Consider the following 14256-nt stretch of genomic DNA (forward strand, 5'->3'; position numbering starts at 1 on the left):
TTGGCAGATCCCCGGGGAGAGACCGGTCCGAGCGCCAACTTGAAGTCGGCCTCTCCCCACCCTGTTTGCGGCTTGCGCCGCGCGATCATGTCTTTGCCTGGTCCCCTTGCGGAGGCAGGATCAAGGTTGCATCAGCTCAACTTGCGTCATTGACCTCCCAGTTTTCGCCCATTTCCAGTAATTCCTTCGGCACGCCTTTCAGGGCGTCTTTCGGGAACTCTGTGCGGTATTTCTGATCGTAGAAGTCGACCGCCGTCTTGCCGAGTTCGGGGTCCTCGAAATTCCAGAGTCCCGACTTTACACCTTCTACAATAAGTCCGTAAACGGCTTTTTCGAGCGCCTGTCGGACGGCGACGTGACGCGGCTGGTTGAGGGTGATGCCGGCCTCGGCTTCGAGAAGTTCCCGATAGGCGACATATTTGAAGGCGTTGGCCTGCCAGGCGACGGAAGCCACGCGTTGTTCGGTCGTCACCGAAATCAGGACTTCGCCTGTCTTGACGCTGACAGCCCGGAGATACACCGAGACGGCATCCTCCCGGTACTGCGTGTTCGCGCCAATACCCAGATAACGTGCGCCGGCCCCACCCGTTTGCGTATTCGTATCGTAGCCCGTGATGGCCCCCTCTATCAGGATGCCTGCGAAAAGCAGCGCAGGAAGGGCTACGGAATCCTTTGCCGATTCCCCCAGATAGCGCTGACGCATTTCCAGGATGATCTGGCGTTCCTTGAGCAAATTGTCCAGTTTTTCCCGCTCGATCACCTTGAACCAGCTGCCATCGCCTGCATCCTGCAGGGCCTTTATCAGAATGGGTGTCGCCCCCTGGGTCACAGCCCGTGACAGGGTCTGGACGGAATCGCTCGGCTTGAACGCGCCGGTCTCGTCGGCAACGCCGTACACGGCGACCGGGATCTGCTCTGACGGCTCTGGCAGCCAGATCAGCGCATATTCGGTCTGCGTCCGCGGATTCACGGTCGGTTCCGCCATGTCCATCGACGCCTTTGGCGGAGTGCCGCACGCGGCGAGCAGCAGTGTCAGTACAGGCGTTGCCAGCCAACGCTTGAGGCCAGATTGTCCCCACATACAGTGTGTGTCCCCTACAAAATTCCGGTTAGCCGCCGGTGGTGAAAATCGGCACCACGACTTCCGTCGTCGTCCCTGTGGTTGCGTCAAAAATAGTCAAAGTGATCGAATCGAGACCCCTCACGAATTCGACCGTCTGGTCCCCGAAGACGACCCGTCCATAATCTTGCGGGTCTTCACCGAAAATGGCATTGGCAACTTCGGAAGCGAGACCGGACAGAAGGCGGCTTTGCAATTGCCGGATGAACAGGTCAGCCTGCGGATCACCGCTGCTGCTGGCAGACGGTGCTTCGGTATCATCCTGGGCGTTTGCAATGCCGAGAAGATGGGCGGAATTGAACGGGTTGCCGCCGAACGACGGATTGACCGGTGTGTAGACGAGTTCCTGAGCGGTGGCGCTGCCGGCTAGGGCGAGTGCGACAATGCCGGCGCACGCTCCGGTACGGATCATCCTGATTGGGTGACTAGTCATTTCCTGTTCCTTTCCAACGCACGCCGTCCACCATGAGGCGGCCCGCGCGTCGCAGATCGACATGTGCAAGTGTGATGCCTTTTGACACCTTGGCCTGGGAGGCACCCGCAAGAGACATGCGGGCATCAGATGCGGTGCCAGCCATCTGAAGCATGGCGGTCCCGTCGAGCTCGGCGGTAATGTCCGTAAGCGTCACGGAGTCGAGCGTGATGCGGCTGGTTCCCGACTGGTAGATCTCAGCCGTGCCGGTGACATGTTCGCTCATCAGGCGGGACGTGCGGCCGAGGCAGGCATGCAGGCGGTTGCGCACCTCGCTGATGCGAATGTGCCCGCCATGGCTGGCGTCTATTTCGGCGATCTCTGCGCCTGACATTTCCAGGGCGGAGGCACCGGTTGTTGTAAGCCGGAACGTGTCGCTGACATTGCCGGCGACGATGCGGCTGCACCCGCCGGCCATGATTTCCAGATTGCCAGTGTCGGAGATGTCGGCATCACCGGCGCGCATCGAAATGCGGACATTGGCGGAGGCTGGCGCGGAAATCACCACACTGGGAAAGTCGCCGATCGGATGCATGTCGCCATTGTCGAACGCGATGCTGAGCGTGCCATTGGTGCGCGCACAATTCATGGCGAGGGAAGCAGGGGCCCCGCGAACCGAAACGCCGCCCTCTTCATCGGTGCTGACGGTGAGTGTTCCGAGTGCGCCGACACCGTCTTCGACGGAGATGATTTCGATCTTGTCCTCGGTGTTCGGGATGATCCGAAGCGTGCCGACATAATCTTCAATATCCAGCGTCATCGCATCATGCCCCGTGGACGGGTGTCCCGCTGATGCGCTGGCCGGCACAAGAAATGCGATCACAAGGCCAACTGCCGCATACGATGCCGCCCGTGGCTTACCTGATTTTGTCGCACGCATTCTGCCCTGCCAATCTTACAGCAACAGCTCACCGAATTTGGCCGGATGTTGCGGGCGTGTCCCCATTCCCGGCTCGCGTTCAGCGAACGTTTCACCCTTTGTGAGTGCTAACGAAACATTAAGAAAATGGGCTGTCATCCCCCAAACGAGGGAAGGGTCAATTTATCCGTAAAGTTTATCGCTTGCAGACGTTTGCACGGGCACGGACATACCGGAATCGAACGCAAAACGTGACGATTTTATCACAATCTCGGCCTGACGATTGACCGCCATTTTCAGCATGATCGACTTGAGAAGTGTCTTGACCGTGCTGGTGGCGACAGCCCGGGCGGTGGCGATTTCCGCCACGGTCTGTCCGGCATAGAGCCGCTCGCAGACATCGCATTCTGCTGCGGTCAGGGAGTAGGTCTGGCGCAACAGGTTCCGGTCCAGGGATTTCACGGAGGTGAGCTTGTCGATGAACAGGACCGCATGGCCGGAGCGGGCGCCGAAATGACCGACGGGCGGGACGGGCGACACCGAACAGATATAGGTGCATTCCGGACGCAGGCGCGCAAAGGAGAAGCGTCCGCCAATGGCGTTGCTCTTGCCGCGCAGGGTGAGGGCCAGATTGCGATTGCTCTCGTCGGACAGGAGGTCCAGGCGGCCGAGCCCGTCTGTGCGGATCACGCCGGCCGCGAGCAGTTTCTCGAACTGATCGGACTGGCGGATGATGGTGCCGGATTTGTGCAGGATGGCGACGCTGGCCTGGCTGCCGAACATGTCCAAGAGGGAAGATTCCTGCCGGCTCACAATGCGGCCTGCCAGATCCGTGACCGGGATGGCGACGCGGACCAGGTCTGCAAAGCGGGAAATGGCATCGTCCGAAAACGGACCATCGGCGCGCGGGCGGGCGATGGCCAAGGCCACAACGGTCGAGTCATTGCTGGCCAGCACCGTGCCGGCGAACTGGCCGACCCCGGCCGGGATCAGGAGTTCCTGATAGGCGGCATTGGTGGCGACCGTATCTTCATCGGCCACTTCATGGTCGCGAACGATTCGGCCGATTTCGCGTGAGGCGAGAATCCGGGTGCGCGGATTGACGGCAAGATAGTCCTGCTCATTTTCGAAGAGGTGGCGGTCCAGCGTGCCTTCGACCGCGGAATCGAGGATGAAAGTGGCGTCACTGACCGAGATGAGTTGTGCCGTGTCCGCACCACAATGCGCGTTTACCAGCTGGAGTGCCTTGGGCAGGACATCACTGTCGCACAAGCCTTCGAGGAGCAATTCCTTGAAAGTATCGAGGGTATGAATGCTCATATATTCCAATCTACGCGCCAAGTTTGGCAGCAACATATAGCTAGCGGTTACTTAACGTTGCAAGCATATTCTTGGTAGATGCACTGTGACGCAGATCACGGCGCCGGGCATCTGATCGCGCCTTGTTGCAGCGTCTCAGCCGGTCTGCCCCTTTCTGTCCACATTGCGGGGTTAAGCGACGGGCAGGGTCGCAGAAAGCCGGGCACAGGTGTGAAGATCGCGTGACAAGCGCGTTAACACATTTTAGGTTGCCTGATTGGGGAATATGGGTTGATGACGAGAATAGCCGCGAAACCGGAATCAGAGACCTCGCCGATGGAAGATGTCGTGCGAGTCATCGGACATGTAAAGTGGTTCGACAGCGCGAAGGGCTACGGCTTCATCGTGGCGGAGTCGATGTCGGACCCCGGCCTGACCGGGGATGTGATGCTGCATGTGACCTGCCTGCGCGGCTATGGGGAATCCCATGCCGATGAAGGCGCGCGCATCGTGTGCGACGCCGTGAAAAGTGACCGGGGCTGGCAGACCGCCAACATCATCGAAATGGAGCGTCCGCGGGCCACCGTGGCCAAGGAGCAGGGCGTCGAGCGCGAATACGAGCGGGTCACGCTGAAATGGTTCAATCGCACGCGCGGCTATGGCTTCGTCCAGCGCCAGAATGACGAGACGGACATCTTCGTCCATGCCGTCGTGCTGCGGAAAGCCGGGCTGGAGGATGTCGAGCCGGGCACCGTTCTGGAGGCCTGCATCGAGACCGGTGCCAAGGGCGAACATGTCAGTCACATCAAACACGACTAGACGACAGCCATGACCGCTTGCCGCGACCCGGGCAGCCGTCTAAACACGACGCATGCTTCGTTCCATTGTTCTCGCGCTTGCGTCCCTCATCGTGTTCCTGCCTGCGGCGTTCGCCCAGTTGGAGACCGGCCCGCTCACCGTGACGTCCGGTGACACCGAACACCGTTTCACTGTCGAACTGGCGAACGATCCCGAAGAGGTCCAGACCGGGCTGATGAACCGGGAAGAGCTTGGTCCCGACGCCGGCATGCTGTTCGATTTCGGACAGCCGCGCGAAGCCAATATGTGGATGAAGAACACGCTGATCCCGCTGGACATGCTGTTCATCGACACCGATGGCGAAGTGCTGGCGATTGCCCGGGACGCCGTGCCGGGATCGCTGCGCCGGATCAATCCGGGGTTCCCGGTCAAGGCTGTGCTGGAACTGGCCGGTGGCCGGGCCGAGGAGCTGGGCATCGAGCCGGGCGACACCGTCCATCACGAGATTTTCGGGAACCTGGGTGAGTGACGCGGCCGGTCCGCTGACACAACCGCCGCCGGGATTTGCACCAACGCCGTCCCGCGGAAAATTCACGCTGCACAATGGTCCGACCTATCGCGCCACGGCGTCCGGCGATTTGCGCACGGGCATGTGGGTGCTGGACCGTCACTGCAACGGCATGGGCTTCCTGCATGGCGGCATGATCTGCGCCTTTTCCGACAGTGCCCTGGCCTGGGCGGTCTGGTCCGAGACCGGAAAGATGTCTCTGACTCTCAAGCTGACCACCGAGTTCATGGACATTGTCCGGGAGGGCAGCTGGCTGGAAGCGCACCCGCATGTTACGCTGGTTGATGGAGACCTTGTCCATGTAACCGCGAACCTGGTGAAGGATGATGGGGGCATTGCTGCACGCGCCGACGCCATATTCAGGACCCTGCGACGGAAGGCCTGACCGATTGACGCGCCTGCGTCACACGGGCGCGCGTCAGACCGTACGCTTTAATTTTTGCGCGAAGCATTTTAGGAAAGACGCATATACAATCCGGAGCAGGTCTCATGGAATTTGACGCCCTTATCTTGTCGCGGCTGCAATTTGCGTTCGTTGTTGCCTTTCACATTCTCTTCCCTGCCTTCACGATCGGTCTCGCCGCCTTTCTCGCCGTGTGCGAGGGATTGTGGCTCAAAACCGGACGGGAGGTCTTCAAGCGGCTTTATCTGCACTGGGTGAAGATCTTCGCCCTGGCCTTTGCCATGGGCGTCGTGTCCGGCGTGGTGATGAGTTACCAGTTCGGGACCAATTGGAGCCTGTTCTCGGAAATCACGGGCAGCGTCATGGGGCCGATGCTGGCCTATGAAGTCCTGACCGCCTTCTTCCTGGAAGCGACATTCCTGGGTGTCATGCTGTTCGGCTGGCAAAAGGTGGGGCGCAAGCTGCATTTCATTGCGACGCTTGCCGTCGCGATCGGCACGACAATTTCCGCCTTCTGGATCCTGGCGGCAAACAGCTGGATGCAGACGCCGGCAGGGTTCGCGATCGATGCCGAGACCGGAAATTTCTACGCCACAAGCTGGATCGAGGCGATCTTCAATCCGAGCCTGCCGAGCCGGTTTGTCCACATGCTGCTGGCCGCGTATTCGACGACGGCAGCCGTGATCCTGGCGGCCGGCGCCTGGCAGGTTATCAAGGGCCGCATCACGGAGCCCACCAAGTGGCAGATCCGGATGGCATCGGGCACGCTGGCGGTTCTGCTGCCCCTGCAGATCCTGGCCGGTCACTGGTCTGGCGAGGTTGCGCACAAATACCAGCCGGCCAAGATTGCCGTGGTCGAAGGCTGGTGCGAGACCAAAGAGGTGCAGGGCACGGTTCTCCTGGCCTGGCCGGACGGTTCCGAGTGTGGCCATGCCGGCATTACCATTCCCGGCACAAGCCCGTTCCTGTTCCCCGGACTGGAAGAGGGAGAGATGCTGCACGGGATGGACCATTATCCGGAATCCGAACGCCCGCCACTCTGGCTGGTCTTCTATTCCTTCCGCATCATGGTGGCGGCCGGATTGGGCATGCTGGCAATGGGTCTCTGGGGCTGTTTCCTCTGGTGGCGCAAGAAACTCGACACGCCGGGCCTGTTTCACATTGCGGCGGTGCCTGCCGGAGCATTCGGTTTCCTTGCCGTCGTGACGGGCTGGATCACAGCAGAGGTCGGCCGCCAACCCTATACAGTGTACGGACACCTTCGCACGGCGGACAGTCTGTCGCCGGTTTCGGCCGGACAGGTGGCGACATCGCTTCTTGTTTTCATGATCGTCTACGCCATCATTTTCACGGCGGGTGTGGTCTATATGGCCCGCATCGCCACGCGCGGATTTGACGACAAGCCGACCGATCCGGCGGGCCGCGAGCGGCGACCGCCCGGATCTCCGATGGGGGCCGTGGATGACAAGGCCGAAACCCCCGAAGACATCGTGGCGGCGGAATAGGAGGCCCACATGGCAATCGACCTTCCCTTTATCTGGGCCATCATCCTGGCCATCGGCGTCATGATGTATGTCCTGCTCGACGGGTTCGACCTCGGCGTCGGCATGTTCACGGCATTCGCCGAGTCCGAAGAAGAACGCAACATGATGACCGCCACGGTCGAACCTGTCTGGGACGGCAACGAGACCTGGCTCATCATCGGCGGGGGCGGTCTGTTCGCGGCCTTCCCGACGGCCTATGCCATCATCATGCCGGCCTTCTATCTGCCCGTGCTGATCATGCTGGCTGCGTTGATCTTCCGGGGCGTTGCGTTCGAATTCAGGCACAAGGCGGTTCGGCGGCCCACGCGTCTGTTCTGGAACGGCGCGTTTTATGGCGGCTCGTTCACGGCTGCCTTCGCGCAGGGCATCATGCTGGGCGGCATGGTGCAGGGGATCCGGGTTGAAGGCGGCGCCTTTGCCGGTGGACCTTTCGACTGGCTGACCCCATTTGCCCTGCTGACCGGTTTGTCCGTCGTGATCGGGTATCTACTGCTCGGCGCATGCTGGCTGGTGCTGAAGACGGAAGGCGCCCTGAACGCCAAGGCCCGCAAATGGGGCCGTATGGCTCTCGGGGCCGTTGCTGTCTGTTTCCTGGCCGTAAGCTTCGCGACCCTGTCTGTAGACCCGTCGATCGGCGAACGGTGGGGATTCTCCATGACCCATATCGAACCGGCGCGGTTCCTTCCACTGGCGCCGGTGCCGCTGATCGGCATGGCGCTGGTCGTCTGGCTGTGGCGGGACCTGTCGATGAAGCAGGATGCTGTCGGAACGGCGCCGGAATGGCGTGCTTACCTTCTGGCGGCGGGCATATTTGCCAGCGGCTATGTCGGGCTTGGCGTCAGCCTCTACCCGTTCATCGTGCCGTACGAGATATCGATCTGGGAAGCTGCGGCGCGAGACAATGCGCTTGGGCTGATGCTGGTCGGTGCAGTCATCATGTTGCCGATCATCCTGGCATATACGGCTTATGTCTACAGCCTGTTCTGGGGCAAGGTGAAGCCCGGGGATGGCTATCATGCGCATTGACCCGGTCCAGCCGCAGGAGAACGGAGAAGAGCCGCCTTTGGCAAAGCGGCTCCTCTGGTTCGTCGGCATCGCGCTAGTGTCGATGCTGGTTGTGGCGACCATTGCCTACACGCTGAGAGGGTTTCTGCTTATTGGCTGATGCCCAGCCGGGCGAGAGCGTAGGCCTTGATGGATTTGTAGTCTGCCTTGCCATTCGGTGCGCGGCCAAGGTCATCCTTGAACAGAATGGATTTTGGAGCCTTGTACCGGGCAATTCGCGACTGCACGAAACTGCGCAACTCATCCTCGCTCACATCGGTGTCTGTCGTAACCACGGCTGTGACTGCGCTGCCCCATTTGTCATCCGGTACGCCCACGACGAGAGCGTCCCTGACCGCTGCATGCTCCTTCAGGGCTTCTTCCACCTCTTCCGGGTAGACTTTCTCTCCAGCGGTATTGATGCAGTTTGACCCCCGGCCCAACAGGGTGATCGTTCCGTCAGCCTCAACTGTGCACCAATCCCCGGGAATGGCATAGCGCACACCATTGATCGTCTTGAACGTTTTGGCCGTCTTCTCCTCGTCCTTGTAGTATCCCAGCGGAACGGCGCCGCCGCGTGCAATGATGCCGGCTTCTCCGCTGCCCGGCACGATTTCGCGGTCGTCTTCGGAAAACACCTTGCAGTTCGGACCGATTTCGAACTTCGAGGTTTGGGTGCCTCCTTCAGCGGTGGTTGTGGAAGATCCGAACCCGACCGCTTCGGACGAGCCGAAACTGTCCATCATGGCGGCCTGTGGCATATGCTTCAGCAAGCCCTGCTTCACTTCGGCGCTCCACATGACGCCAGAGGATACAATGGTCTGAACGGAGCTGACGTCCCAGCGTCCGGGATTTTCATCAAGCGCCTTCAGCATCGGCTTGCCGAACGCATCACCCACAATGGCCATGCTGGTGACGCCATGTTCGTCGACCGTGTCCCACAGGTTTTCCGGGTCGAAACTGGCATTCTGTTCCAGCGTGATGATGGCGCCGCCTGCCAGGAATGCGCCCATTGCGGTGAACAGGCCGGTGCCGTGCATGAGGGGGCAGGCGGGCACCTGGCGTGCGGTGCGCCCCAGGAGTTGCACGGCCATCTTGAACTCTTCCATGGTCGACGGGTAGGGCAGGCCGGCCTTTTCAGCGCCTTCGCGCGCAGCCTGGCGCCATACGGATTGCGACCACATCACTCCCTTGGGCATGCCGGTCGTGCCGCCGGTATAGAGGAAGAACAGATCGTCTGCGGACCGTTCAATCGCGAGCGGGGCGGGGTCTCCCTCTGTTGCCAGACGCTCATAGTCTTCCGCCCAGTCAGGTATTTCGCCGTCACCGATCTGAACCCAGACCTTCACCTTGGGCAGACGCGCACGAACGAGTTCGACCTGATCGAGGAATTGCGCGTCATAGAACACGACTGCGGAGTCCGAATTGTCGAAAATGTAGAACAACTCATCCGCAAGATAGCGATAATTGACATTCACATGCGTGAAACGCGCCTTGAAGCTCGCCGCGAGGGCTTCGGTGTATTCCGGCTGATTGCGCAGATAGAAGCCGGCCTTGTCTCCGGTTTCGACCCCCATGGCGCGCAGATTGCGGGCCAGGCGATTGGAGCGGGCCGTGAAGTCCGGCCAGTATGTGCGGCGGCTCCCATGCGCCAGGGCCAGGTCTTGCGGACCAAGGAGTTCCCCGACCGCGTCGAGCATGTCTCCGAAATTCAGTTCCTCTGCAGCTGTCACAGCGTTTTCTCCCGGTTTGTTTTTCGGCAAGTCTAGGCGGTTGCCGCCGGGGCAGAGAAGAGAAATCGGAGCGTGGCGGGGCCGTCGAACCCAAAAAAAGAGGCAGCACCGAAGTGCTGCCTCCCACATTCCGGGTTTGAGGGCCGGGCCTAGAAGCCCATGCCACCCATTCCGCCCATGCCGCCGCCCATGTCGGGCATGCCGCCACCAGCGGATTCCTTCTTCGGTGCTTCGGCGATCGAGGCTTCGGTGGTGATCAGCAGGCCGGCGACAGATGCTGCGTTCTGCAGGGCAGAGCGAACAACTTTCACCGGATCGATCACACCCATGCCGACCAGGTCGCCATATTCTTCGGTCTGGGCGTTAAAGCCGAAGCCCTTGCCCTTGCCGCGGCGGATCTGGTCAACAACGACCGAACCTTCAACACCGGCGTTCTCGGCGATCTGGCGAACCGGAGCTTCCAGAGCCTTGCGAACGATGTCGATACCGGCCTGCTCGTCATCATTGGCGCCTTTGACGTCAATGTTGCCAGCAGCAGACAGGAGGGCCGTGCCGCCGCCAGGAACGATGCCTTCTTCGACAGCCGCACGGGTTGCGTTCAGGGCGTCATCGACGCGGTCCTTACGCTCTTTCACTTCCACTTCGGTAGCGCCGCCAACCTTGATTACAGCCACGCCGCCGGCCAGTTTGGCGAGACGCTCTTGCAGTTTCTCGCGGTCATAGTCGGAAGACGTGTCTTCGATCTGCTTGCGGATCTGGGAAACGCGCGCTTCGAGGTCTTTCTTCGCGCCGGCGCCGTCCACGATGGTCGTGTCATCCTTGGAGATCGACACGCGCTTTGCGGTGCCGAGCATGTCCATGGACACGTTCTCGAGCTTGATGCCGAGGTCTTCGGAGATGACCTGGCCGCCGGTGAGGACAGCGATGTCCTGCAGCATGGCCTTGCGGCGGTCGCCGAAGCCCGGAGCTTTCACGGCAGCGATCTTCAGGCCGCCACGCAGCTTGTTGACCACGAGGGTTGCCAGGGCTTCGCCATCGACGTCTTCGGCGATGATGAGCAGCGGCTTCTGGCTCTGAACGACGCTTTCCAGGATCGGCAGCATCGGCTGCAGGGAGGACAGCTTGCTCTCGTGAAGCAGGATGAACGGATCTTCGAGTTCCGCGATCATCTTGTCCGGGTTGGTGATGAAGTACGGCGACAGGTAGCCGCGATCGAACTGCATGCCTTCGACGACGTCGAGTTCGGTTTCGAGCGACTTGGCTTCCTCGACCGTGATGACACCTTCATTGCCGACTTTCGCCATGGCTTCGGCGATCATGGCGCCGACTTCGGTGTCGCCGTTTGCGGAGATGGTGCCGACCTGGGCGATCTCTTCGTTCGACTTCACCTTCTTGGAGTGGTGGGCAAGGTCGCTGAGGACTTCGGTCACGGCCTTGTCGATACCGCGCTTCAGGTCCATCGGGTTCATGCCGGCGGCAACGCGCTTCATGCCTTCGCGAACGATGGCCTGGGCGAGCACGGTGGCGGTCGTCGTGCCGTCGCCGGCAACGTCATTGGCCTTCGAGGCCACTTCGCGCAGCATTTGTGCGCCCATGTTCTCCAGCTTGTCCTCAAGCTCGATCTCTTTTGCGACGGTGACGCCGTCCTTCGTGGTGCGCGGTGCGCCGAAGGATTTCTCGATGACGACGTTGCGGCCTTTCGGGCCCAGCGTGACCTTCACGGCGTTGGCGAGCGTGTCGACGCCCTTCAGCATGCGCTCGCGGGCGTCTGCGCCGAAAACTACGTGTTTGGCTGACATTGTTGATTACCTCTTTTGAGAATTCTGTCTGGTGGAAAGCGAACGGGTGCGGGCTTACGCCTCGAGCACACCCATGATATCGCTCTCTTTCATGATGAGCAGTTCTTCGCCGTCGACGGTCACTTCCGTGCCGGACCATTTGCCGAAGAGCACGCGGTCGCCGACTTTGACGTCGAGTGCGATGCGCTCATTGTCATCACCGAAAGCACCGGCGCCGACAGCGACGACTTCGCCTTCCTGCGGCTTTTCCTTGGCGGTGTCGGGGATGATGATCCCGCCCTTGGTTTTCTCTTCTTCCTTGACGCGGCGCACGACGACACGGTCGTGCAGGGGACGAAGTTTCATTGGATTTAGCCCTCTTGTCTCATTGACGAGTTCAATTGAAAAAGTCCGCCATGCAGGGCGGAATGGCGCGTATTAGCACTCACCATGCCCGACTGCTAGCGATGGAGCGGAGTTAAGAGCGCCGTCGCGGAGCGTCAACCGGAATGTTGCGAAATTTTTGCGGTCCGGCCTGACTATCACGGACGGCATCCTGCTGCAGGCGCTGGCCGGAGGCGCGGTGCACTCATTGCCAAAATATGAACATTGCCACCGGAAAATTCCGCATTGGATTGACGGTAAAATATCACTCCTGTGAGACAAACGGGCCAGTAACCGGGAGAAGGGCATTGCAGGGCAAGTTCGAAGATGTGGTCGAATCGCTGACCTTTTTCGCCTTCGTGGCGATTACCGCGCTGTGCCTGTGCTTCACCTTTTCGGTCATTGTGTATTCGATGGGCTTCCCGAGCGATCCACACAATTTCATTGTGGCCAATCTGTTCATTGCGGCCTGTGTGGCGGTGCCGACGGCTGCGATTGCCGCACAGCATGAATACAAGATGCGGATTTACCAACGCACGCTGGAGGACATGGCGTCCACGGATGCGCTGACAGGCCTGCTGAACCGCAAATTCTTCAAGCAATTTGCCTGCGAGGAACTGGCCCGCATGAGCCGGACGGAGATGACCTCCGCCGTGGCACTGTTCGACATCGATTATTTCAAGATGGTCAATGACGAACATGGCCATGCCGCCGGAGACCGCGTGCTGCGGGAAATCGCGGCTGTTGCCTATTCGGAACTGCGGGGACCGTTCGACCGCCTGGGACGCTGGGGCGGCGAGGAATTCGTGATCCTGCTCAGCAATGTCGACACCGAACAGGCCCGGAGCGTCTGCGACCGGCTGCGGGCGTCGATCGAGAACCATGTCGTGATGATTGATGGCCAGCCGGTCAGCGTGACGGCCAGCTTTGGCCTGTCCATGCTGCCGCCGGGCTCCGATTTCGACGGCATGCTCGAACTGGCGGACGCTGCGCTGTATGAATCAAAGGCCAAGGGACGCAATTGCGTGACCGCCGTCCGGGAGCTTACGCTCGCCGCATGATGCGGTCTGGCGGGCAAGGGATGCCGGCCAACTGAGGGGGACAGCGCGTGGCCAAACTCAATCCGAAGAAATATGACCATGTGCTGGCACATGTCCCGTCGCTTGCCGTGCTGGCGGGGCAGCGCCGCGAATTCACGCATGCCCCGCAGGTCTGGTCGGATGTGCTGGCGCCGGAACTGGCGCGTCGTGAAATCGCGCGCAAGGCCGCGATCCGGCAAGCCACGACCCGCACGATCATCGGGGCGGGCATCCCCATCTTCATTGCCATTCTGCTGACCATTTCGACCCTGGCCACGGTCAGTTTCCTGTTTCCCTGGTACCTGTTCGTGATCTTTGTTTCCGCGGCGCTGATTTCCGCCACCGCCTGGATAAAGGTCTTCACGATGAAGTCGCAGACCAAGCACTTGGTGCTGACGGCGGCCTGTGAGCCGTTCGGGTTCACGTACGACACACTGCATCCGGACTTGTCGGGGATCGAGGATTTGAAGACGCTGGCGACGCGTACCCGGGATCTGTCTGCAGCTTACTCCAGTGGAGCCCAGTCAACGATGAGCACGCCTTTCGGCGCGATATCTTTCGGTTCCATGGGCGGACCGGATGCGCCAACGCCGGCCTATGACACGCTGGAAGCGGCCAAACTTCTTCCGGGGCATGCACGCCGCAAGTTCGAGGACCTGATTTCCGGGGAACGGGCCGGGACGCAATTTTCGCTGGTCGAGGCCACTCTGGAGTCCGGCGGGAAGAACAGCACGACCGTGTTCCAGGGCATCCTGCTGCATGTTGAATATCCCGAACGGTTTCTCGGTCGCACGGTGATGGCGAGGTCAGGATGGTGGAAGCGCGGGAAGCAATCAGGCGACCTGAAGAAGGTGGACCTGATTTCACGGGAGCTCGACGCCGCTTTTACGGTCTATTCGAACGACCAGGTCGAGGCGCGCGCCCTGTTGTCGCCGGATCGCATGGAGCGGTTGATTGCGCTCGAGCGGCATTTCGCAGGCGGCAAGCTGCGCGGGATTTTCGAGGATGGCCACATGACGCTGGCGTTGGAAGCGGACGACCAGTTCGAGGCCGGCTCCATCTTCCAGCCGCTGGTTGATCCGCGGCGCTATGCTTCAGCCCTGGTGGAACTGGGGCTGGTTTGCGACCTGATTGATGGTTTCCTGACGCGCGATTGGGTGAAAGGCCGACTCTGA

15 protein-coding genes are annotated in these 14256 nt (G+C 60.7%); 8 read left to right on the top strand and 7 right to left on the bottom strand.

The features are described 5' to 3' along the window. Positions 1-136: 136 nt before the first annotated feature. From HF955_RS13430 to HF955_RS13445, 4 genes are all read right to left on the bottom strand, one after another. Positions 137-1081: a CsgG/HfaB family protein gene (locus HF955_RS13430; RefSeq protein WP_291075712.1), complete on the bottom strand. Its 945-nt coding sequence runs from the start codon at positions 1079-1081 to the stop codon at positions 137-139. A 28-nt stretch (positions 1082-1109) separates the two neighbouring features. Beyond that, positions 1110-1553, bottom strand: a complete 444-nt coding sequence (locus tag HF955_RS13435) for a curli assembly protein CsgF (RefSeq protein WP_291075713.1) — start codon at positions 1551-1553, stop codon at positions 1110-1112. After that, positions 1546-2415 (bottom strand): hypothetical protein, encoded by an 870-nt coding sequence (locus tag HF955_RS13440; protein WP_291075715.1) that lies wholly within the window; start codon positions 2413-2415, stop codon positions 1546-1548. Before HF955_RS13440 ends, HF955_RS13435 begins: the two co-directional genes overlap by 8 nt. Before the next feature lie 219 nt (positions 2416-2634). Continuing rightward, on the bottom strand, positions 2635-3771 hold the full coding sequence (locus tag HF955_RS13445; RefSeq protein WP_291075716.1) for a LuxR C-terminal-related transcriptional regulator: 1137 nt from the start codon (positions 3769-3771) through the stop codon (positions 2635-2637). Positions 3772-4044: 273 nt separating this feature from the next. Between HF955_RS13445 and HF955_RS13450 the strand changes: the two genes are divergently transcribed. The 6 genes from HF955_RS13450 (at position 4045) to HF955_RS13475 (ending at position 8228) form a co-directional block, all read left to right on the top strand. Further along, entirely contained in the window at positions 4045-4569 is a 525-nt protein-coding gene (locus tag HF955_RS13450; RefSeq protein ID WP_291075718.1) for a cold-shock protein, read from the top strand. Between the two features lie 52 nt (positions 4570-4621). Then, positions 4622-5077 carry a DUF192 domain-containing protein gene (locus tag HF955_RS13455; RefSeq protein WP_291075720.1) on the top strand — a complete coding sequence of 152 codons (456 nt, stop codon included), beginning with the start codon at positions 4622-4624 and terminating at the stop codon, positions 5075-5077. Further along, positions 5070-5501 carry a PaaI family thioesterase gene (locus tag HF955_RS13460; protein WP_291075722.1) on the top strand — a complete coding sequence of 144 codons (432 nt, stop codon included), beginning with the start codon at positions 5070-5072 and terminating at the stop codon, positions 5499-5501. The genes HF955_RS13455 and HF955_RS13460 overlap by 8 nt, the downstream gene beginning before the upstream one ends. Positions 5502-5605: 104 nt before the next feature. Beyond that, the gene (locus HF955_RS13465; RefSeq protein WP_291075724.1) at positions 5606-7024 is read left to right on the top strand and encodes a cytochrome ubiquinol oxidase subunit I; all 1419 of its coding nucleotides are present in this window, start codon (positions 5606-5608) and stop codon (positions 7022-7024) included. A 9-nt stretch (positions 7025-7033) separates the two neighbouring features. Beyond that, complete coding sequence (gene cydB / locus HF955_RS13470) at positions 7034-8089, top strand: cytochrome d ubiquinol oxidase subunit II (RefSeq protein ID WP_291075725.1); 1056 nt, start codon at positions 7034-7036, stop codon at positions 8087-8089. Continuing rightward, entirely contained in the window at positions 8079-8228 is a 150-nt protein-coding gene (locus tag HF955_RS13475) for a hypothetical protein (RefSeq protein WP_291075727.1), read from the top strand. The genes cydB and HF955_RS13475 overlap by 11 nt, the downstream gene beginning before the upstream one ends. On the opposite strand, the gene HF955_RS13480 is transcribed toward HF955_RS13475, so the two are convergent. The 3 genes from HF955_RS13480 to groES form a co-directional block, all read right to left on the bottom strand. Further along, positions 8218-9840 carry an acyl-CoA synthetase gene (locus HF955_RS13480; RefSeq protein ID WP_291075729.1) on the bottom strand — a complete coding sequence of 541 codons (1623 nt, stop codon included), beginning with the start codon at positions 9838-9840 and terminating at the stop codon, positions 8218-8220. The genes HF955_RS13475 and HF955_RS13480 overlap by 11 nt on opposite strands. Positions 9841-9989: 149 nt before the next feature. Further along, on the bottom strand, positions 9990-11639 hold the full coding sequence (gene groL / locus HF955_RS13485) for a chaperonin GroEL (RefSeq protein ID WP_027838628.1): 1650 nt from the start codon (positions 11637-11639) through the stop codon (positions 9990-9992). Positions 11640-11693: 54 nt separating this feature from the next. Next, the gene (groES, locus tag HF955_RS13490) at positions 11694-11984 is read right to left on the bottom strand and encodes a co-chaperone GroES (RefSeq protein ID WP_027838627.1); all 291 of its coding nucleotides are present in this window, start codon (positions 11982-11984) and stop codon (positions 11694-11696) included. A gap of 326 nt (positions 11985-12310) precedes the next feature. Between groES and HF955_RS13495 the strand changes: the two genes are divergently transcribed. Together HF955_RS13495 and HF955_RS13500 are read left to right on the top strand one after the other, a co-directional pair. Next, positions 12311-13063, top strand: a complete 753-nt coding sequence (locus HF955_RS13495; protein WP_291075732.1) for a GGDEF domain-containing protein — start codon at positions 12311-12313, stop codon at positions 13061-13063. Positions 13064-13110: 47 nt separating this feature from the next. Beyond that, a complete protein-coding gene (locus HF955_RS13500; RefSeq protein WP_291075734.1) occupies positions 13111-14256 on the top strand; it encodes a DUF3137 domain-containing protein in 1146 nt (381 codons plus the stop codon).

This window comes from Hyphomonas sp. (assembly GCF_017792385.1).
In the GTDB taxonomy this organism is placed as follows: Bacteria; Pseudomonadota; Alphaproteobacteria; order Caulobacterales; family Hyphomonadaceae; genus Hyphomonas.